21 protein-coding genes are annotated in these 19,044 nt (G+C 46.8%); 11 read left to right on the top strand and 10 right to left on the bottom strand.

The window, feature by feature from the left end; translation table 11 throughout:
* Nucleotides 1-56 precede the first annotated feature (56 nt).
* Both ICN37_RS04210 and ICN37_RS04205 read left to right on the top strand, forming a co-directional pair.
* Nucleotides 57-1,289 (top strand): argininosuccinate synthase, encoded by a 1,233-nt coding sequence (locus ICN37_RS04210; protein ID WP_215320894.1) that lies wholly within the window; start codon nucleotides 57-59, stop codon nucleotides 1,287-1,289.
* A gap of 53 nt (nucleotides 1,290-1,342) precedes the next feature.
* The gene (locus ICN37_RS04205) at nucleotides 1,343-1,648 is read left to right on the top strand and encodes a pyrimidine/purine nucleoside phosphorylase (RefSeq protein ID WP_216155113.1); all 306 of its coding nucleotides are present in this window, start codon (nucleotides 1,343-1,345) and stop codon (nucleotides 1,646-1,648) included.
* Nucleotides 1,649-1,731: 83 nt separating this feature from the next.
* Here the strand turns inward: ICN37_RS04205 and ICN37_RS04200 are convergent, their stop codons facing one another.
* Together ICN37_RS04200 and ICN37_RS04195 are read right to left on the bottom strand one after the other, a co-directional pair.
* Nucleotides 1,732-2,196 carry a DUF192 domain-containing protein gene (locus tag ICN37_RS04200; protein ID WP_215320890.1) on the bottom strand — a complete coding sequence of 155 codons (465 nt, stop codon included), beginning with the start codon at nucleotides 2,194-2,196 and terminating at the stop codon, nucleotides 1,732-1,734.
* A gap of 84 nt (nucleotides 2,197-2,280) precedes the next feature.
* Complete coding sequence (locus ICN37_RS04195) at nucleotides 2,281-2,484, bottom strand: cold-shock protein (RefSeq protein WP_011903586.1); 204 nt, start codon at nucleotides 2,482-2,484, stop codon at nucleotides 2,281-2,283.
* A gap of 276 nt (nucleotides 2,485-2,760) precedes the next feature.
* On the opposite strand from ICN37_RS04195, the gene clpS reads away from it, so the two are divergent.
* The 4 genes from clpS (at nucleotide 2,761) to ICN37_RS04175 (ending at nucleotide 7,213) form a co-directional block, all read left to right on the top strand.
* Nucleotides 2,761-3,117 carry an ATP-dependent Clp protease adapter ClpS gene (gene clpS / locus ICN37_RS04190; protein ID WP_072582834.1) on the top strand — a complete coding sequence of 119 codons (357 nt, stop codon included), beginning with the start codon at nucleotides 2,761-2,763 and terminating at the stop codon, nucleotides 3,115-3,117.
* Nucleotides 3,114-5,420, top strand: a complete 2,307-nt coding sequence (clpA, locus tag ICN37_RS04185; RefSeq protein WP_215320888.1) for an ATP-dependent Clp protease ATP-binding subunit ClpA — start codon at nucleotides 3,114-3,116, stop codon at nucleotides 5,418-5,420. The genes clpS and clpA overlap by 4 nt, the downstream gene beginning before the upstream one ends.
* Before the next feature lie 42 nt (nucleotides 5,421-5,462).
* Nucleotides 5,463-5,696, top strand: coding sequence for a hypothetical protein (locus tag ICN37_RS04180; RefSeq protein WP_072582836.1), 234 nt, complete (start codon nucleotides 5,463-5,465; stop codon nucleotides 5,694-5,696).
* A gap of 137 nt (nucleotides 5,697-5,833) precedes the next feature.
* Nucleotides 5,834-7,213, top strand: coding sequence for an APC family permease (locus ICN37_RS04175; RefSeq protein ID WP_255538461.1), 1,380 nt, complete (start codon nucleotides 5,834-5,836; stop codon nucleotides 7,211-7,213).
* Nucleotides 7,214-7,223: 10 nt separating this feature from the next.
* Here ICN37_RS04175 and dut read toward each other — a convergent pair whose 3' ends face one another.
* The 5 genes from dut to ICN37_RS04150 are packed head-to-tail and all read right to left on the bottom strand — an operon-like array spanning nucleotide 7,224 to nucleotide 13,222.
* Nucleotides 7,224-7,673: a dUTP diphosphatase gene (gene dut / locus ICN37_RS04170; protein ID WP_216155111.1), complete on the bottom strand. Its 450-nt coding sequence runs from the start codon at nucleotides 7,671-7,673 to the stop codon at nucleotides 7,224-7,226.
* 20 nt (nucleotides 7,674-7,693) lie between these two features.
* Nucleotides 7,694-8,905 carry a bifunctional phosphopantothenoylcysteine decarboxylase/phosphopantothenate--cysteine ligase CoaBC gene (coaBC, locus tag ICN37_RS04165; RefSeq protein WP_216155109.1) on the bottom strand — a complete coding sequence of 404 codons (1,212 nt, stop codon included), beginning with the start codon at nucleotides 8,903-8,905 and terminating at the stop codon, nucleotides 7,694-7,696.
* A gap of 9 nt (nucleotides 8,906-8,914) precedes the next feature.
* Nucleotides 8,915-9,406, bottom strand: a complete 492-nt coding sequence (gene lspA, locus ICN37_RS04160; protein ID WP_216155107.1) for a signal peptidase II — start codon at nucleotides 9,404-9,406, stop codon at nucleotides 8,915-8,917.
* Between the two features lie 11 nt (nucleotides 9,407-9,417).
* Nucleotides 9,418-12,297: an isoleucine--tRNA ligase gene (gene ileS, locus ICN37_RS04155; RefSeq protein ID WP_370623814.1), complete on the bottom strand. Its 2,880-nt coding sequence runs from the start codon at nucleotides 12,295-12,297 to the stop codon at nucleotides 9,418-9,420.
* Nucleotides 12,272-13,222: a bifunctional riboflavin kinase/FAD synthetase gene (locus tag ICN37_RS04150; RefSeq protein ID WP_216155103.1), complete on the bottom strand. Its 951-nt coding sequence runs from the start codon at nucleotides 13,220-13,222 to the stop codon at nucleotides 12,272-12,274. The genes ileS and ICN37_RS04150 overlap by 26 nt, the downstream gene beginning before the upstream one ends.
* 39 nt (nucleotides 13,223-13,261) lie before the next feature.
* Here ICN37_RS04150 and purN point away from each other — a divergent pair, with 39 nt between their 5' ends.
* Genes purN through ICN37_RS04135 form a run of 3 tightly spaced genes read left to right on the top strand, consistent with a single transcriptional unit; the run spans nucleotide 13,262 to nucleotide 16,669 of the window.
* Entirely contained in the window at nucleotides 13,262-13,891 is a 630-nt protein-coding gene (purN, locus tag ICN37_RS04145) for a phosphoribosylglycinamide formyltransferase (RefSeq protein ID WP_215320875.1), read from the top strand.
* A complete protein-coding gene (locus tag ICN37_RS04140; RefSeq protein WP_216155101.1) occupies nucleotides 13,888-15,447 on the top strand; it encodes an RsmB/NOP family class I SAM-dependent RNA methyltransferase in 1,560 nt (519 codons plus the stop codon). The genes purN and ICN37_RS04140 overlap by 4 nt, the downstream gene beginning before the upstream one ends.
* A 28-nt stretch (nucleotides 15,448-15,475) precedes the next feature.
* Nucleotides 15,476-16,669 (top strand): acyl-CoA desaturase, encoded by a 1,194-nt coding sequence (locus tag ICN37_RS04135; RefSeq protein WP_216155099.1) that lies wholly within the window; start codon nucleotides 15,476-15,478, stop codon nucleotides 16,667-16,669.
* Nucleotides 16,670-16,758: 89 nt separating this feature from the next.
* Here the strand turns inward: ICN37_RS04135 and rpmG are convergent, their stop codons facing one another.
* From rpmG to radC, 3 genes are all read right to left on the bottom strand, one after another.
* Nucleotides 16,759-16,926, bottom strand: coding sequence for a 50S ribosomal protein L33 (gene rpmG / locus ICN37_RS04130; RefSeq protein WP_015421876.1), 168 nt, complete (start codon nucleotides 16,924-16,926; stop codon nucleotides 16,759-16,761).
* 11 nt (nucleotides 16,927-16,937) lie between these two features.
* Nucleotides 16,938-17,171, bottom strand: a complete 234-nt coding sequence (gene rpmB, locus ICN37_RS04125; RefSeq protein WP_011903570.1) for a 50S ribosomal protein L28 — start codon at nucleotides 17,169-17,171, stop codon at nucleotides 16,938-16,940.
* Between the two features lie 144 nt (nucleotides 17,172-17,315).
* A complete protein-coding gene (radC, locus tag ICN37_RS04120; RefSeq protein ID WP_215320869.1) occupies nucleotides 17,316-18,038 on the bottom strand; it encodes a DNA repair protein RadC in 723 nt (240 codons plus the stop codon).
* 3 nt (nucleotides 18,039-18,041) lie between these two features.
* Between radC and ICN37_RS04115 the strand changes: the two genes are divergently transcribed.
* Complete coding sequence (locus tag ICN37_RS04115; protein ID WP_215320866.1) at nucleotides 18,042-18,488, top strand: peptidylprolyl isomerase; 447 nt, start codon at nucleotides 18,042-18,044, stop codon at nucleotides 18,486-18,488.
* 3 nt (nucleotides 18,489-18,491) lie between these two features.
* Nucleotides 18,492-19,044 (top strand): 4-hydroxy-3-methylbut-2-enyl diphosphate reductase (gene ispH / locus ICN37_RS11530; RefSeq protein WP_255538460.1); only part of this gene is annotated, 553 nt, incomplete at its 3' end.

The raw sequence follows: 19,044 nt of genomic DNA, 5'->3' as shown, positions 1-19,044 counted from the left end.
TAGTTAGCAAAGAATAAGTAATTCGTTTTCATTAATTTTGATTAAATAAGAAAAATATGTCCGATATTAAAAAAGTAGTCTTAGCATATTCCGGCGGTCTAGATACCAGCGTGATCTTGAAGTGGCTGCAAGATACTTATGGCTGCGAGATCGTGACTTTTACCGCTGACTTAGGTCAGGGCGAAGAGCTGGAACCAGCACGTGCTAAGGCTTTGCAATTTGGCATCAAGCCTGAAAACATTTTTATTGATGACTTGCGCGAAGAGTTTGTTCGTGACTTTGTGTTCCCAATGTTCCGTGCGAATACGATTTACGAAGGCGAGTATTTATTGGGCACCTCTATTGCGCGGCCATTAATCGCTAAGCGCCAAATTGAAATTGCTCGCTTAACTGGTGCTGACTCTGTATCGCATGGCGCGACCGGCAAAGGGAATGACCAAGTTCGCTTTGAATTAGGTTACTACGCCCTTGAACCGGGAATCAAGGTAATTGCTCCTTGGCGTGAATGGGATCTTCTTTCACGTGAGAAGTTGATGGCTTACGCAGAAAAGCATGGCATTCCGGTTGAGATGAAGCATAAGCAAGGCGGTTCACCGTACTCAATGGACGCGAACCTCTTGCACATTAGCTATGAAGGTCGTCACCTTGAGAATCCAAACGCAGAGGCAGAGGAGTCTATGTGGCGTTGGACCGTTTCTCCTGAAAAGGCCCCAGATGCCCCAGAAATTATCGAAATCGAATTCAAGGCTGGCGACCCAGTAGCAATTGATGGCAAAGCCTATAAGCCACACGAGTTGTTAGCTGAATTAAATCGTCTTGGTGGCAAACATGGCATTGGTCGCCTCGACTTAGTGGAAAACCGCTTTGTTGGCATGAAGAGCCGTGGCTGTTATGAAACGCCTGGTGGCACCATTCTTCTAAAGGCTCATCGTGGTATCGAAAGTATCACCTTGGACCGTGAAGTAGCCCACTTAAAGGATGATTTGATGCCTCGTTATGCAAGCTTGATCTACAACGGTTTGTGGTGGGCGCCAGAGCGTCTCGCACTCCAAACCTTGATTGACCATACGCAGCAGGCTGTTAACGGCGTAGTTCGCCTCAAACTCTACAAAGGTTCCGTCTCTGTGATTTCACGTGACTCTGCCAATACTTTGTTTGATCAAAATATTGCAACCTTTGATGATGATGGTGGCGCATACAACCAAGCGGATGCTGGCGGCTTCATTAAGCTCAATGCATTACGTATGCGTATTGCCGAAACAGCTAGACGTAAGCGCGCCAAGAAATAAAAAACAATAAAACAAGCAAACTATTAGAACCTAACAGAATAGAAAGAATCGGCATGCAATTTGATCAAGTTTCCGTAGGCAAGAAGGCCAATGTATTTTTTGATGGCAAGTGTGTTTCTCATACTGTGACCTTGCCTAATGGCGTGCGTAAGTCAGTCGGTGTGGTACTGCCAAGCACCTTGCGTTTTGACTTAAGCACTAGCGAGATTATGGAAGTGGTTGATGGCAGTGCTTTCGTCAGCATCAATGGTGCCCCTGAGCAAGAGTTCAAGGCCGGTCAAAGCTGGGAAGTGGAAAAGGGTGGTTACTTCATTATTCGTGCTGAGCAACCAGTGCACTACGTTTGCCATTTTGAATAAATCAAAGGTGCCCACAAGCAAAACGCAGACCTCGGTCTGCGTTTTTTATTGGCCCAACATCAATGGATTTGAGTGTTGTTGAATTAATTTCTCGGCAAACCCGTAACAACTGTCCCTGGGACGATCACACGCTCAGAGAACCACTGCTTATTCATCTCCAACGCATAGCGCACAGCTGCTTTAGGGCAGTGGTTATTGGTGGTTTCAGCCTGCATCTCTTCAATGTTCACAATCTTGCCATCATCCGCAATGAACGCAATCGAGAGTGGAATCTTAGTGTTATTCATCCAAAAGCAGTGACCAGCTTTTTGTTCGAATATAAATAACATTCCAGAATTGCTTGGCATGCTGGTGCGGTTCATGAGACCAACCTCTCTAGCCTTTGGTGTATCGGCAAGCTCAGCCTGAATACGGTAGATGCCCGTCTTTAATTCAATGGTGGGTAGACCGACGTTAACCTGGGCGAGCGTTAGGGTGGAGTAAAGAAAGAGCGCAGTAGAAAATACTTGGCGCAATGATTGTGAGGTACTGGAGATTGATATAGACATGCTTTGTATTTTAAGTGAGACAAATTGCAGACGAAAAAAAACCCAGGAACGAATCCTGGGTTTTTAATAATGATCTAAGGACTATTAAGCCGCTTGGATATTGGTAGCTTGCTTGCCTTTAGGGCCTTGGGTAATGTCAAACGTTACCTTTTGGTTTTCCTTGAGGGTTTTGAACCCAGGCATAGTAATTGCGCTGAAATGCGCGAACAACTCTTCTTCACCATCATCAGGTTTGATAAAGCCAAAACCTTTTGCATCATTGAACCACTTAACAATTCCGGTCGCCATGCGAACTCCATTACATAAACTTAAAACAACCGTGATGAGGGTAAATACTTTTTAATCAGTCTCAATCCACAACACGCCTAAATAGAACCTCTCTTGAAGCCTACCCCCCGATTGTTTGCCCTTTTTGGAGGGGTGTCAAGGAGTTATATGCCCCTACCCCCTAGTAATTACCCCTTTTTTTATCGAAAAATGCCCCAATATGGGTTTAAGAGGGGTTTTTGCGTGTTTTTCGCAACATGACCCCTGTAAATTAAAGTTTGGATATCTGTGTTTAGAATGTTTCTCATGAGTCGCGCCCCCAAAAATCCCACCACTGGCAACCCCAGCAATCCGTACGTTGAAGATACCCTTCTGCTCGAAAAGCAAATTGAGCAAGTTAAGGCGCCTTCGATGTATAAAGTTTTATTAATGAATGACGATTACACGCCAATGGAATTTGTGGTGATGGTGATTCAGGAGTATTTTAATAAGGATCATGAAACAGCTACACGCATCATGTTGCAAGTACATTTAGTTGGCAAGGGTGTTTGCGGAGTATTTACCCGCGATGTTGCCGCTACGAAAGTGCATCAAGTTATCGAACTCTCCCGTGAAGCGGGTCACCCACTACAGTGCACTATGGAGGAAGCATGATTGCCCAAGAATTAGAAGTGAGTTTGCACATGGCGTTTGTTGACGCAAGGGCATCGCGACATGAGTTCATTACGGTCGAGCATTTGCTTGCGGCCTTGTTAGATAACGCTACTGCGGTAGAGGTCTTAAAGGCATGCGCAGTCAATATCGCGGAGCTACGCGCTCAACTCAAAAACTTTATTAACGACAACACACCTGTAGTACCAGGGAATGATGAGGTGGATACGCAACCCACGCTGGGATTTCAGCGTGTGATTCAACGCGCCATCATGCACGTGCAGTCAACATCAAATGGCAAGAAAGAGGTGACCGGCGCAAATGTGCTAGTTGCTATCTTCGGTGAAAAGGATTCGCATGCGGTTTATTTCTTGCAACAGCAGGGCGTTACCCGTTTAGATGTCGTGAACTTCATCAGTCATGGTGTGCGTAAAGATCAGTCAGAGCATGTAAAGCCCGTTGAGCCTTCGCAGGAGACTGAGGAATCTGCATCTTCTGGTAAAGAAAGCCCTCTTGAGCAATACACCCAGAACCTCAATGTGATGGCCCGTCAAGGCAAGATTGACCCATTAATTGGGCGCGAGAGCGAGGTAGAGCGCGTGATTCAAGTGCTCTGCCGTCGTCGCAAAAATAATCCGCTATTGGTGGGCGAGGCTGGCGTAGGTAAGACAGCAATTGCTGAGGGCTTAGCCTGGAGAATTGTGAAGGGCGACGTGCCGGATATTTTGGCTAACGCGACTGTTTACTCTTTAGACATGGGTGCTCTTTTAGCGGGCACTAAATATCGTGGTGATTTTGAGCAACGCTTGAAGAGTGTTCTCAAGTCACTCAAAGATCACACTCATGGTGTTTTATTTATTGATGAGATTCATACGCTGATTGGAGCAGGCGCAGCTTCTGGTGGCACATTGGATGCAAGCAATTTATTGAAGCCTGCTTTGTCTAATGGCCAGCTGAAATGTATTGGTGCAACCACCTTTACGGAATACCGTGGCATCTTTGAAAAGGATGCAGCTTTATCACGTCGTTTCCAGAAGGTAGATGTTGTAGAGCCAACCGTAGATCAAACAGTACAAATCTTACGCGGCTTAAAGTCTCGCTTTGAAGAGCATCACAGCGTGAAGTATGCGGCTGGCGCTCTAGTCGCTGCTGCAGAACTTTCTGCTCGCTATATCAATGATCGTCATTTGCCAGATAAGGCGATTGACGTCATCGATGAAGCCGGTGCCGCTCAACGTATTTTGCCCAAGTCCAAGCAGAAGAAAACTATTGGTCGCCCAGAGATTGAGGAAATTGTGGCAAAGATTGCGCGCATACCGCCACAATCAGTCACAGTCGATGACCGTAGTAAGTTGCAAACTCTGGATCGTGACATTAAGAGTGTGGTCTTTGGTCAAGATCCTGCAATCGAGGCCTTGGCTAGTGCTATCAAAATGACTCGTGCTGGTCTAGGCAAGATCGATCGTCCTATTGGTTCATTCTTGTTCTCCGGACCAACTGGTGTTGGTAAGACTGAGGTTGCTAAACAGCTTGCCTATATTTTGGGTATTGAGTTGCTCCGTTTTGATATGTCCGAGTACATGGAACGTCATGCAGTGAGTCGTTTGATTGGCGCGCCTCCAGGTTATGTAGGATTTGATCAGGGCGGTTTACTCACTGAGGCCGTAAATAAGAAACCACATTGCGTGCTCTTGCTTGATGAAATTGAAAAAGCTCACCCAGATATTTTCAATATTCTCTTGCAGGTGATGGATCATGGCACTTTGACGGATAACAATGGCCGTAAGACTGATTTCCGTAACGTGATCATCATCATGACTACTAATGCCGGCGCTGAGGCAATGCAGAAATCAACCATTGGCTTTACCAATGCGCGTGAGTCTGGTGATGAGATGGCTGATATCAAGAAGTTCTTTACGCCAGAGTTCCGCAATCGCTTGGATGCCATTGTTTCCTTCAAAGCTCTTGATGAGTCGATCATCATGCGCGTGGTTGATAAGTTCTTGATGCAGTTAGAGGAGCAACTCCATGAGAAGAAGGTGGATGCAACCTTTAGCCCTGCCTTGCGAGCTCATTTGGCAAAGCATGGCTTCGATCCTTTAATGGGCGCTCGTCCGATGCAGCGCATCATTCAAGATACTGTGCGTAAGGCACTTGCTGATGAGCTACTGTTTGGTAAGTTAGCTCAAGGCGGTCATGTGGATGTTGATATTGATGCTGATGGCAAAGTCCTATTGAACTTTGATGCTCCAGTATTACCAGGAAAACGTTCTAAGGCTGATGTAGCGCCTGCTGAAGAAATTTAATTCGCTAATTTTTTAAATAAAAACCACCCAAAAAAGGAAGATATGTCTCATCACGATAAATTACTAGAAGCTTTTGAAAACTACAAAGCTGAGAATGAAAAGTTTCAAGGCAAAGGTATTAAAGCTTCTGCAGCACGTGCTCGTAAGGCTTTGCAGGAGATTGCTGGTTCTTGCAAAGAGCGCCGTAAAGAAATTACTGCTGAAAAAGAATCTCGTGAAGGCGCTGGTGCAGGCATGTCACAAGATGCGGCTCGTAAGGCCCATATTCGCAAGTAAGTAATTTGTAATCTAAGAAGAGCCACCTTCGGGTGGCTTTTTTACTGCTTGTTTGCAAGCAATGTGCTGAAGTTCGTCGCTCAGGTTATTTAAGAATAGAATCTCTTCTTTAGGCAATTTAAGCAATATTTCTACATATGAGCTCATCCGATGGTTTGGCAAAAAATTCACTAGGCGTATTTGAGTCAATCATTATGGGTATTGCGGGGACTGCACCTGCCTTTAGTGTTGCCGTAACTAGCGCCGCTATTGTTGCCTCGGTCGGTGTTTTATCTGTAGGGAGCATTTTGTATTGCGGTCTCATCATGTTTGGGATCACCCTAGCTTTCATTCATTTGAGCAAGATTCAGCCTAATGCTGGTGCTGCCTATGCTTGGGTGGGCCATGTTTTTGGACCTGCTTGGGGATTCTTTGCTGGCTGGGGTTTATTGATTGCCTCTATTTTTTTCATGGTTTCAGCAACCATTCCTGCGGCCAGTTCGACCTTGCTGCTTATCGCTCCCGATCAAGCTGAAAACACCCAACTCATTTCCGCAATAGCTGCCGTCTGGTTGACGGTGGTTTCATTAATTGTTGGGCGGGGCATAAAGCATTCCAGTTTTATGCAAATCGCGCTCACTCTTTTTGAGTCTGTAATTTTATTCGTCCTGATTGCTGGTGGACTGATGAGTTACTGGTCAAATCCGGCGCACCCACCTTCCTTTGTATGGATTTCTCCGCTCTCATTTTCTCCGCAACTATTTGCTACGGGTGCGCTTACAGCCATCTTTTTCTTCTGGGGCTGGGATGTCACTATGAACTTAAGCGAGGAGAGTAAGGGTGGACAAAAAAACACAGATGGGGCTGCAGGTAAGGGGGCATTTTGGTCGGTACTGAATATGATGCTTTTCTTTGTGCTGATGATGGTTGTGGTTTTAATGGTCTTAACTGATCGTGAAATTGCCAACTCTGGTACCAATGTCCTTTTTGCAATTGCCAATAAATTATTCCCGGCACCCTGGAGTTATCTTGCAGTCTTTTGCACCATATTTAGCACGGTCGGAACGATAGAGACTCAAATTTTGCAGTTCAGTCGCAGCATGTTTGCAATGGCGCGAGATGGTATGTTGCATCCCGTCTACGCAAAAGTGCATGACCAATATAAGACCCCTTGGGTAGCTACTTTTGTTATTTGGTTTTTAGGGGTGGTGTTGCTTTTTTCCTCATCCTTTATGCCTTCAGTGAAAGCAATCTTAACCAGCTCTATTTTGGCAATTGGATTTCAGATTTGTTTTTATATGAGTTTGACTGGTTTTGCTTGTGCTTGGCATTACAGGAAAAAACTCAACGCTGGCTTCGGGTCAGCGATGGCATATGTTTTATGGCCTGGGTTCTCAGGCGCATTCATGGTATTCGTTGGAATTTACAGCATCCCCACTTTTGATGCATTTACTATCATGATGGGAGTTGGAGGTTTGCTTCTGGGTTTTCTGCCCTTAGCGCTTAGTCGCAAAAGAGCGCCCGCTACTACTCGTTAGAGTATTTTAATTAGGCGCGTCCTGTGCTACCAAAGCCACCGGCGCCACGACTGCTCTCGGTGAACTCTTCAACTACCTTGAGCTCTACTTGTTGTACTGGCATGACAACCAACTGAGCCAAACGCTCCATCGGCTCGAGCTTGAATGTGGTGGAGCCGCGATTCCAAGTGCTCACCATTAGCTGGCCTTGATAATCTGAGTCAATTAAACCCACTAAGTTACCGAGCACAATGCCGTGCTTATGGCCTAAGCCAGAGCGCGGCAGAATAAAGGCCGCATAGCGCGGATCTTCAACATAGATCGCCAATCCAGTAGGCACAAGCACTGTTTGACCAGGGGCAATTTCAATCGCTTCGTCAATACAGGCGCGCAGATCTAATCCAGCGCTGCCAAGGGTGCCATAGCTTGGCAACTGATCGCGCATACGTTCATCGAGAATTTTGACTTGGAGAGATTGCATGATGTTCCTAAAACGGGGATTTAAATTTTCTTGGCAACTAGCGCAATGAGTTGGCGTGCGAGCCGAAGCTTTTCTGCTTTAGCAATTTTTTTGCTGCCGCTGGTGTCAATCACGAGCAATTGATTGAGGTCGCTGCCGAATGTATCGGGACCGATGTTGCCAACAATCATCGGAATACCTTTGCGCTGACGCTTCTCATCGGCATGCTTTTCTAGATCCGTTGACTCTGCTGCAAAGCCTACGCAATAGGGGTATGGCTTACCACCTTTAGTTTTCACTGTCTTAGCAACATCAAGCAGAATGTCTGGGTTAGCTGAAAACTCTAAATGAGGTGCTTGGTTACCTTGGCGTTTCATCTTTTCTTTGGCAGGCTTGGCAATACCCCAGTCAGCGACGGCGGCGACTGCAAAGAAAATATCGCAGTCAGCTGCGTTCAGAGTGGCTGCATGCATTTCTTTGGCGCTAACGACATTGGTACGGGTAATTTTTCCAGTAGCTTCAAGCGGAGTATTGATGTCACACGGTCCAGCAATTAAATGGACTTGGGCACCAGCCTCAACAGCAGCTCTTGCAATAGCAAAACCCATCTTGCCCGAGCTGTGATTGGTAATGCCGCGCACTGGATCAATTGCTTCAAATGTGGGGCCTGCAGTAATTAATACTTTTTTGCCGGCCAATACTTTTTTCTGAAAGAAGGCAATGACTTGCTCAGTGATTTCTGTAGGCTCAAGCATTCTGCCCATGCCCACTTCGCCACAAGCTTGGAAGCCGTTGGCAGGCCCAAGAAGGATAACGCCATCGTCTGCAAGTCGTTTGACGCTTCTTTGGGTGGCCGCATGCTCCCACATCTGCTTGTTCATGGCCGGCGTGAGCAATAGAGAGCAATCTCTTGCAAGGCATAAGGTGGTCAATAAGTCATCAGCTAAGCCCAGAGAAAGCTTGGCCATGAGATCAGCGCTTGCAGGGGCAATCAGAATGGCATCTGCAGAACGTGATAACTCAATGTGCGCCATATTGTTTGGAATGGTGCTATCCCATTGACTCAAGTAAACCGGATTACCTGTGAGGGCTTGCATAGTTACAGGGGTCACAAATTGCTGTGCAGCCTCGGTCATCACTACTTGTACGGATGCGCCTTCTTGCATGAGTTGACGTGCAAGCTCAGGGGCTTTATAGGCCGCTATCCCACCAGAGATTCCGAGAACGATCTTCTTATTAATAAGTGATTGCATGGCGCCAGCTTAATGGGATTGGGCAGATTTGCCAAATGACTTGCGTAATTCACCCCAAATAATGAGGGTTGCACCGATACAGATGGCGCTATCGGCCACATTAAATGCGGGCCAATGCCAATTGCCATAATGTAAGTCAATAAAGTCGACTACAGCACCATACATCACGCGATCTAAGACATTACCAAGTGCGCCACCCAGAATGAAGCTTAAGGCTATGCAGAGTAGCTTATCGCTTTGGTTTTTATATAGCATCCAAATAATGTAAACGGATGCCGCTAGCCCAAGAATGGTGAAGAACCAGCGCTGCCAACCAGAGCCTTGCGACAGAAATGAAAATGCTGCGCCAGGATTAAAGAGAAGCAACCAGTTTAGAAAAGGAAGAACCGGTTCAGGAGTGCCCATTTGCAAATTAATGAGCGCCGACCACTTGCTAAGTTGATCTAGCAATAGCATGATGACAGCAATTGCTAGATAACGAGGTAGTGCAAGACTTTTCATATAGTTACTACTCAAGCGAAGAGGCGATGATTGCCATCACCAAACAAGTTGCTAATGCAGCGACCACATAATTCTGGGTGATCGGCATTGCTTCCTACTTCTTTGGTGTGATGCCAGCAGCGCCCACATTTTTTATATTGGCTACCACGTACCAAAACTTCTAACCCCTCATTATTTAGTTCTATATTGGCGCCAGAGGTGATGGTTACAAAGCGTAAATCATCCTCTAATGAGTGCAGGATAGCGAAATCAACATCACTGACTTTGATCGTGAGTTCAGCTTGCAATGATGAGCCTACATTACCTGCTTCGCGCTCAAGCTCAATTGCCTTAGTCACTTCGGAGCGAATTTCACGTATACGATTCCACTTGGCAAGCAATTCCTCAGCATGAGCAATCTCAGGGAGCTTGCCAAACTCTTCCATAAAGATTGATTCTGCAGGCTTGCTGCCTGAACCATGGGGGAAGTCTTTCCAGGCTTCCTCTGCGGTGAAGGAGAGGAATGGTGATAGCCATTTTAAGAGATTGCGGGTGATATGGAATAGGGCGTTCTGAGCAGCGCGGCGGTCAGGAGAGTCGGGTGCGTTCGTGTAGAGGCGGTCCTTCAGAATATCCAAATAAAAGCCGCCCAAATCCTCGGAGCAGAAGGATAGTATGCGAGCTACTGCTGGTTGGAATTCATATGCTTTGTAATGCGCTTCAGTATCGCTCTGCAATTGATTGGCAAGAGCAACTGCGTAGCGATCAATCTCAAGCCACTGCCCAGAAGGCATCGTGTGCTTGCTAGGATCAAAATCTGATAGGTTAGCCAATAAGAAGCGCAAAGTATTGCGAATACGACGATAGCTCTCGGTAACGCGTTTGAGAATCTCGTCTGAGATCGTCATTTCGCCAGAGTAGTCTGTAGAGGCAACCCAGAGGCGAATAATCTCAGCACCAAGCTTGTCGGCAACTTGTTGGGGCGCAATGACATTACCCACCGATTTACTCATCTTACGGCCTTGACCATCGACGGTAAAGCCATGCGTAAGGAGTGCTTTATATGGTGGTTTGCCATCGAGCATGGCGCCCGTTAACAAGGAGGAGTGGAACCAGCCGCGATGTTGGTCTGAACCCTCGAGATATAAATCAGCCAAGCGACCGTTGGGTGTTTCTGCGTCAGCGGTTAATAACTCATCACGGTGCGATCCACGAATGACATGCCAATGGGTTGTTCCAGAATCAAACCAGACATCTAGGGTGTCACGGTTCTTTTCATACTGTGCAGCTTCTTCGCCCAGAAGCTCGGCAACTTCCAATTTTTGCCAGGCTTCAATACCTTCTTTTTCCACGCGCTTAGCGATTTCTTCGAGCAGTTCAACAGTGCGTGGATGTGGCTCACCACTTTCCTTGTGTACAAAGAACGCCATTGGCACGCCCCATTGGCGCTGACGTGACAAAGTCCAATCAGGGCGATTGGCAATCATGCTGCTTAAGCGTTGTTTGCCCCATGCTGGGAAGAACTCAGTGCTATCGATCCCTGCTAATGCAGTCTCGCGCAAACTGGCTTTGCCATCAGACGGCTTCTTATCCATGCTTGCAAACCATTGTGAGGTTGCGCGATAAATAATTGGGGATTTATGACGCCAGCAATGCATATAAGAGTGGGTATACGTTTTATCACGCAGAAGGCTGCCTGCTTCGCGCATTGCTTCAACAATCTTCGGGTTTGCTTTCCAGATGTATTCATTGGCGAATAGCGGCAACCATGATGCGTACACTCCATTGCCCATGACTGGATTCAGAATGTCTTTATCGGCAAGCTTATTGGCTTTGCAGGATTTAAAGTCTTCCTCACCATAGGCGGGCGCTGAGTGAACAATGCCGGTACCCGTATCGAGCGTAACGTACTCTGCGGGATAAATTGGTGAGAGTCTTTTATAGCCTTCGTGTAATGGTGCTAGCGGATGCCAGAAAGAAATGTTTGCCAATTGAGCACCCTGGCAAGTGGCAATCACTTCGCCCTCTAGGCCATAGTCTTGCAAACAAATCTCAACTCGGTCCTTTGCCAGAATTAATAACTTGTTTCCAACATCTACTAAAGCGTAAGTTAGTTCTGGGTGGACATTCATTGCTTGGTTGGCGGGAATGGTCCAAGGGGTTGTTGTCCAGATGACAATTTGACCTGGTTTATTTGATAGCTCGGCAAGTCCAAATACTTTTGCCAGCTGTGGGCGCTGCGCATCATCAAAGGCAAAACCTACATCCACCGTGGGATCGGTTTTATCTTGGTACTCTACTTCGGCTTCAGCTAGTGCGGAGCCACAATCAAAGCACCAGTTCACTGGTTTCAAGCCACGGAAGACATATCCTTTTTCCCAGATTTTCCCAAGGGCACGAATTTCATCAGCCTCATTGCGGAAGTTCATAGTGAGGTAGGGGTTATTCCAATCACCTAATACACCTAAGCGTTCAAAATCTTTCTTCTGTTTTTCAACTTGAACATGAGCATAGGCACGCGCTTTAGCTTGCACTTCAGCGGTTGGTAAGTTCTTGCCAAATTCTTTTTCAATCTGAATTTCAATCGGCATGCCATGACAATCCCAGCCGGGTACATAAACAGAGTCAAAGCCCATGAGCCAGCGTGACTTGACAATCATGTCTTTCAAAATCTTGTTTACTGCGTGTCCGATATGAATATCGCCATTTGCATAAGGAGGGCCATCATGTAAGATGAACTTTGGTTGATTGGCATGGGCCGCACGAATCTTTTCGTAGAGCTTATTCTTTTGCCAGCCAGCGACCCATTGTGGTTCGCGCTTAGCTAAATCTCCTCGCATTGGGAAGGAGGTATCTAGAAGATTAACGGGATAAGAGTTTTCTTTTTCAGACATAAGCTTTTTTCTGGAAATAATTTCTGGCATGCGCTGCATCTGCTGCAATCGCTTGTGTAAGGGTTTCGAGGTCTGGGTACTTCGCCTCATCACGGATTTTTTCTAATAGCTCTACGGTGATAATTTTTCCGTAAACATCCGCGTTGTAATCAAAGATGTGAGTTTCCAGCAACACTCTGCCTTCATCTTCTACTGTTGGTCTGACGCCCAGGCTAGCCACTGCTGGAAGGGGGTTATCGGTTAGACCTAAAACCTGTGCAGTAAATATCCCAGTGGTTGCTGGCTTGCGATGGTGGAGATGATTGGCAACTGCTAAATTCAAAGTGGGGAATCCAAGCTGACGTCCAAGCTGTTGACCATGAATCACGTGGCCAGAAATTCCATAAGGACGACCTAACAATTTTTCCGCTAACTGCATATCACCACAAGCTAGCGCAGTGCGTAGTGCAGAACTAGAAATACGCTCACCATTTTCTTGAATGGTTTGGATGCTAGAGACTTTAAAGCCATATTTTTCACCAGCAGCTTTCAAGCTGGCAAAGTTCCCTGCACGTTTTGCGCCATAGCAAAAATCATCACCAATCAAAATCCATTTAGCGTTCAGCCGTTTGACAATAATTTCTGAAACAAATTCTTCGGGCGACAGTTTGGCAAAAGCAGAGTTGAAGTGCTCTACAACAACACGATCCATACCAAGTTCGGCAAGTGCGGCTAATTTGTCTCGCAAATTCAGAATGCGGGGAGGGGCTTGTTCGGGTGAAAAGAATTCTTTTGGATGTGGCTCAAAGGTCATTACGCAACTGACCAGACCTTGATCCTTGGCGCCATCAACCAACTCCTTGAGCAGGGCGCGATGACCCCTGTGCACGCCATCGAAATTACCGATGGTTAGGGCACAAGCAGGTCCTGCAGAAAACTGGGTGGGGCCACGGAATACGTTCACAAAATCGCTTTCAGGGTAGCCATCAATTATATTGTGGGCATGCCTTCTATCGTCACCTTAATCTCCGGCCGCGGATCTAATTTCGAGGCCATCGTCAAAATAGCTCAAAAAGAGCAATGGCCAGTCACTTTTGCTGGGGTTATAGCGAATCACTCGGCGGCTAAGGGCCTTGATTTTGCTCGCTCGCAGGGTATTCCGGCCTTTACCATTGAGCATAAAGAGCACGCGACCCGTGAATCCTTTGATGCTGCCTTAATTGCGCAGATTGATGCCTTAGGGGCTGATTTGGTGGTTCTTGCAGGCTTTATGAGAATTTTGACTCCAGGCTTTATTCGCCATTTTGAGGGCCGCTTGATCAATATCCACCCAGCTTTATTGCCTGCCTTCCCTGGTTTACATACCCACGAGCGGGCTCTGGAGGCTGGCGTGAAGGAGCATGGCGCCACCGTTCACTTCGTGAATGAGGGTGTGGATGAGGGTCCGATAATTTGTCAGGCCTCAGTTCCAGTGCTGGAAAGTGACGATGCAGACACCTTGGCCGCTCGTGTTTTAGCTGCTGAGCATCAAATTTACCCGCGGGCCGTAAAATGGTTCCTCGATGGACGATTGCGCATAGAAGGTAATCAAGTGAAGTTACAACCCCCGGAGTCGCAATTTTTTAAATTATGAGTGCAGAACGTCCACCCCGCAGATCTGGCAGCAGACTAGCCCCCCATAAAAGTTATGCAACGAAATCGAAAGATCCGCTGCGTCGTCCTGAGCGTCGCAATGCCAGTGGTAATTTAATTGCGCCAGAAGGCCAAAAGAATTTTTCCAATGCAAAAGCATTGCCGCAGCATGCAATTCATCTTGAGCGCTTACTTCCCGAATTGCTGAGTTTTGAACAGCCAGCTGACCGAGTAGTCAGTCGTTATTTCAGAGAAGAAAAACAACTAGGAAATCGCGATCGTGCTTTGATTGCTGAGAGTGCGTTCGCCATTTTGCGTCGTAAAAATGAGTTCTCTCAATTTGCTTCGAGCGGCGAAGGCTCTCAGCCTAGACGCTTAGCCCTATTGGGTTTGCTGTCTGCTCTGTCGGAGGGTGGATTGGGTTCTGCTAATCGTGCAGAGAGCGCTATCGCCGACTTGGCACACGTTCTTAAGCCTGGTGAATATGAGTGGCTGCAACGTTTTGCAACGGTTGATCCTTCGGCATTAAATCCTCTCGTGCGCAACAATTTGCCAGAGTGGTTATGGGATGCATTTGGAAAATATCCTGGTGAAGAGACTCGTGAAGAGTTGGCTAAGTCATTAATGCATCCAGCACTGTTAGATTTACGTGCGAACACCATGAAAACCAATCGCGAAGAACTGCTTGTGCAGATGAATGCATTGGGCGGTCGCTATCAAGCAATTCCAACTCCTTACGCGCCTGATGGCGTGCGCATTATGGGCAAACCTGCTCTGCAAAATACTGCTGGTTTTAAAGCCGGTATGTTTGAAGTTCAAGATGAGGGTAGTCAGCTTTTGGCTTACTTACTTGCACCTAAACGTGGTGAGATGGTTGTTGACTTTTGCGCTGGAGCTGGCGGCAAGACTTTGGCGATTGGGGCGATCATGCGCTCTACAGGGCGTTTGTATGCTTTAGATACATCAGAGCGTCGTTTAGCGAATTTGAAGCCAAGGCAGGCCCGTAGTGGCCTTTCTAATGTGCATCCAGTGTGGATTGATAGTGAGAATGACGCCAAGATCAAACGCTTGGCCGGCAAGATTGATCGTGTCCTAGTGGATGCCCCTTGTAGTGGCATGGGTACCTTGCGCCGCAATCCCGACCTGAAATGGCGCCAGACCCCCGCTGGAGTCTTGGAGCTCAATCAGAAGCAGATGAATATCATGGCCTCTGCTGCGCGCTTGCTAAAACCAGGCGGACGCTTGGTTTATGCCACCTGCAGCCTGTTACCCCAGGAGAATCAAGCTATTGCCGAAGATTTTCTGGCAAAACATCCTCAATTTGAGGCTGTTCCGGCAGCTGAAGTTCTTAAGCCATTGTTTCCTAAGGATAAATTACCAGTAGGTTGTAGCTCGGATAATCCTTGGTGGCAGTTATGGCCCCATATTCATGGAACCGATGGCTTTTTTGGGGCTGTATTCCAGAAAAAAGCTGCTGCCCCAGTTGCCGAGTCAGAAAAAGACCCTCAAAAAGAGACTAAGGTCAAAAACAAGAAGGCCCCTAAAGAACTAAAATAAAGTTTTAGACCTCTTTAGGGATTCCCTTTTGAATACAGCTTCAGGTTTTGATTTGTTCCTCCATTGGCTTGCTAATGGATATTTGGATTGGTCTTGGTGGAAGATAGTTGTTTTCACCTTAATCGTTACGCACATCACGATTGCTGCGGTAACGATTTTCTTGCACCGCTGCCAAGCCCACCGGGCTTTGGATCTGCATCCCATTGTTTCTCACTTCTTCCGTTTGTGGCTTTGGCTAACAACCGGCATGGTTACCAAAGAGTGGGCGGCCATCCATCGCAAACATCACGCTAAATGTGAAACAGTTGATGATCCTCATAGCCCACAGGTTTTGGGTATCAATACAGTGCTCTCTCGTGGCGCTGAGCTCTATAAAAAAGAAGCGGCCAATCAAGAGACCTTGAATAAATTTGGTCACGGTACTCCAGATGACTGGATCGAGCACAACATCTACTCTAAGTTTTCTTGGCAGGGCGTTGCCATCATGCTCATCATCGATGTGTTTTTGTTTGGCGCGGTTGGCCTAACAGTTTGGGCAGTGCAAATGCTCTGGATTCCAATTACCGCAGCCGGCATCATTAATGGTGTTGGTCACTTCTGGGGCTATCGTAATTTTGATTGCGAAGATGCTTCCCGAAACATTGTGCCTTGGGGTATTTTGATTGGTGGCGAAGAGCTGCACAATAATCATCACACCTTTGCAACGAGTGCGAAGCTGTCGAACAAGTGGTATGAGTTCGATATTGGTTGGATGTATATTCAGATCATGAGCGCAGTTGGCTTGGCTACTGTGAAGAAGACGCCGCCTAAGCCGGTACTAAGCGATTTGCGTCCTGCTGATCAAAGCACCCTAGAGGCTATCATTGCAAACCGTTATGAAATCATGGCTCGTTATAGCAAGACATTGCGTAACTTCTTTGGCAATGAAGTGCAGCACATGCAAGTCTTGGCAACGCATTTAAGTGATGCGCGTACTTGGCTAGCTAAGGATGAATCTCGTTTAACTGAGCAAGAGAAAGCAAAGCTTGAAGAGCTCATGGCGAGTAATGCTCAGCTACGCAAAATGATTGAGATGCGTCGTGAGCTACAGGCTATCTGGGGTCGCTCTAACGCCACTAAAGAGCAATTGCTTTCTCAGCTGCATGCTTGGTGTCAGCGCGCTGAAGACAGTGGCTTAACAAGTCTGCGTGAGTTCTCTTTGAGATTGCGTCGTTACGCCTAAAGATAAATTGCAAACCAAGCGCTTGGAAGAATTTCTAGGCAATAAAAAACCCGCTACTTCAGCGGGTTTTTTATTGCTTGAAGTAAAAATTACTTCAGCTTTGTTTCTTTGTAAGCAACGTGCTTGCGAATAGTTGGATCGAATTTCATGATCTCCATTTTCTCAGGCTTTGTACGCTTGTTTTTTGAAGTTGTATAGAAGTGACCAGTACCTGCTGATGACTCTAACTTGATTTTTTCTCTGCCGCCTTTAGCCATTTGTGCGCTCCTTAAATTTCGCCACGTGCACGAAGATCAGACAACACAGCATCGATGCCGTTCTTGTCGATAACGCGCAAACCAGCATTGGTTAAGCGCAAGCTAATCCAACGGTTTTCAGATTCAACCCAGAAACGACGATTTTGCAAATTCGGCAAAAAGCGACGCTTCGTTTTATTGTTTGCATGGGATACATTGTTGCCAACCATCGGCTTCTTCCCAGTGACTTGGCAAACTTTTGCCATGACATAACTCCATTAATTGCGAAAAAAGAAGATTGTATCAGCCTCAGCCTATTTTCGGCTAGCCCTAAATGGCTTTGTTTGGGGGGAATTCAGTATAAAGGGGGTATCTAGGTAGAAAATTACCTATCAAGTTAGCATTTACTATCATTTAAGACCAATATCCATAAGCCCAGAGTCAGAAAAAGAGAAAAAACCGCTGCCACTCACAATACAGTGATCCAAGAGCTGAATATCTACCAGTTGCAAGGCATTTGCTAATACTTTGGTGAGTTTTTGATCTGCTTCGCTCGGTAATGGATTGCCACTGGGGTGGTTGTGGGCCACGATGAGGGCGCTAGCATTTTTAGCAAGGGCTTCTTTTAGGATTTCACGGGGGTAGATGGCTGTTTGGGTAATAGACCCCCTAAAAAGCTCATCACACTCAATCAGGTGAAGCCGGGAGTCTAAGTAGAGACACAGAAAGACCTCATGGGGGAGACGGCCAATTTTGGCCTGCAAGAACTCCCTGACATGGTTGGGCGATGAAAAGATAGGGTCATGGGTCAAGCCATCCTCTAGACTTCTCTTAACTAGCTCATATGCCGCCTGAATTTGAGACCATTTGGAAAGCCCCATGCCATGTAGGCGCGTGAATTCTTCGGGGGTGCTGGCCAATAGTCGAGGGAGGCTCCCAAAGTGATGCAGTAGATCTTTAGCTAGTGCAACAGCACTTTTACCCTTAACCCCAACCCGCAAAAAGATGGCAAGTAGTTCTGCATCAGAAAGTGACGCTGCGCCATTTAAGCGCAGTTTTTCTCGAGGCTGCTCATTTTTTGGCCAGCCCGTAATGGGGGAATGCACAGCCAGCGCAGGCCTAGATACAATCACCTTATGACTAAGCTTACTGTTTTGCCTAATTCCTATCTGACCCTCAACTATCGGCTCACTTTGCCCAGTGGGGAGGATTACATCAACACTTTTGTCGATCGTCCTGCGACGGTTTTGATGGGGTCTGGACAATTTGCTCCTTGCTTTGAGAATGTATTGTTGGGCTTGGGTATTGGTGAGAAAAAAAGTGCATTGCTAGCGCCGGAAGAAAGTTTTGGTGAGCGCAAAGAGGATTTAGTGCAATGGGTATCTTTGAAGGCGCTTAAAGAAGGTCGCGATGACGACGTGGAATTTAATCCGGGGGATGTGATTGAGTTCAACGCGCCTGGTGGCGCTCAATATGCAGGCGTGCTGCAATCGATCAATGAAGAGGGCGCTTGGTTTGACTTTAATCACCCATTGGCAGGCAGACCGGTAACTTTTGAAGCAGAGATTGTGGCGATTTTGTAAACCATGAGCGACTTTAATAACCCAGAAATTTTGATGGCTCAGCCGCGTGGTTTTTGTGCGGGCGTAGATCGTGCTATCAATATCGTCAACGAGGCACTCATTCGGTTTGGCGCGCCAATATATGTGCGTCATGAAATTGTGCACAACGCTTATGTAGTCAATGAGTTGCGCGAGAAGGGTGCGGTATTCGTAGATGAATTGCATGATGTTCCCAAAGGGGGCATTGTTGTATTTAGTGCTCATGGCGTTTCTCAGGAAGTTCGTAGGGATGCTGAAGCGCGAGGTTTGCAGGTGTATGACGCTACATGCCCGCTGGTTACCAAGGTTCACCTTGAGGTTGTCAAGATGTGTAAAGATGGCTTCACGGTATTGATGATTGGTCATGCTGGACATCCTGAAGTTGAAGGAACGATGGGGCAGGTGAAAGAAGGCGTTTTCTTAATCGAAAAAGTTGGCGATGTGGGTTCTTTGCCTTTCCCGCCCGATGAAAAGATTGCATTTGTTACCCAGACAACACTCTCAGTAGATGAGACAAAAGAAATTGTCGATGCGCTAA

The sequence above is a fragment of the Polynucleobacter sp. P1-05-14 genome (assembly GCF_018881675.1).
In the GTDB taxonomy this organism is placed as follows: Bacteria; Pseudomonadota; Gammaproteobacteria; order Burkholderiales; family Burkholderiaceae; genus Polynucleobacter.
Note: the sequence above shows the minus strand (reverse complement) of the source record. Positions and strands in the feature narration are given on the sequence as shown.

What these genes read in the sequence shown, in the direction of transcription:
- ICN37_RS04210 (WP_215320894.1), top strand. Translation starts at nt 57, where the DNA reads ATGTCCGATATTAAAAAAGTAGTCTTAGCATATTCCGGCGGTCTAGAT.
- ICN37_RS04205 (WP_216155113.1), top strand. Translation starts at nt 1,343, where the DNA reads ATGCAATTTGATCAAGTTTCCGTAGGCAAGAAGGCCAATGTATTTTTT.
- ICN37_RS04200 (WP_215320890.1), bottom strand. Translation starts at nt 2,196, where the DNA reads ATGTCTATATCAATCTCCAGTACCTCACAATCATTGCGCCAAGTATTT.
- ICN37_RS04195 (WP_011903586.1), bottom strand. Translation starts at nt 2,484, where the DNA reads ATGGCGACCGGAATTGTTAAGTGGTTCAATGATGCAAAAGGTTTTGGC.
- clpS (WP_072582834.1), top strand. Translation starts at nt 2,761, where the DNA reads ATGTTTCTCATGAGTCGCGCCCCCAAAAATCCCACCACTGGCAACCCC.
- clpA (WP_215320888.1), top strand. Translation starts at nt 3,114, where the DNA reads ATGATTGCCCAAGAATTAGAAGTGAGTTTGCACATGGCGTTTGTTGAC.
- ICN37_RS04180 (WP_072582836.1), top strand. Translation starts at nt 5,463, where the DNA reads ATGTCTCATCACGATAAATTACTAGAAGCTTTTGAAAACTACAAAGCT.
- ICN37_RS04175 (WP_255538461.1), top strand. Translation starts at nt 5,834, where the DNA reads ATGAGCTCATCCGATGGTTTGGCAAAAAATTCACTAGGCGTATTTGAG.
- dut (WP_216155111.1), bottom strand. Translation starts at nt 7,673, where the DNA reads ATGCAATCTCTCCAAGTCAAAATTCTCGATGAACGTATGCGCGATCAG.
- coaBC (WP_216155109.1), bottom strand. Translation starts at nt 8,905, where the DNA reads ATGCAATCACTTATTAATAAGAAGATCGTTCTCGGAATCTCTGGTGGG.
- lspA (WP_216155107.1), bottom strand. Translation starts at nt 9,406, where the DNA reads ATGAAAAGTCTTGCACTACCTCGTTATCTAGCAATTGCTGTCATCATG.
- purN (WP_215320875.1), top strand. Translation starts at nt 13,262, where the DNA reads ATGCCTTCTATCGTCACCTTAATCTCCGGCCGCGGATCTAATTTCGAG.
- ICN37_RS04140 (WP_216155101.1), top strand. Translation starts at nt 13,888, where the DNA reads ATGAGTGCAGAACGTCCACCCCGCAGATCTGGCAGCAGACTAGCCCCC.
- rpmG (WP_015421876.1), bottom strand. Translation starts at nt 16,926, where the DNA reads ATGGCTAAAGGCGGCAGAGAAAAAATCAAGTTAGAGTCATCAGCAGGT.
- rpmB (WP_011903570.1), bottom strand. Translation starts at nt 17,171, where the DNA reads ATGGCAAAAGTTTGCCAAGTCACTGGGAAGAAGCCGATGGTTGGCAAC.
- ICN37_RS04115 (WP_215320866.1), top strand. Translation starts at nt 18,042, where the DNA reads ATGACTAAGCTTACTGTTTTGCCTAATTCCTATCTGACCCTCAACTAT.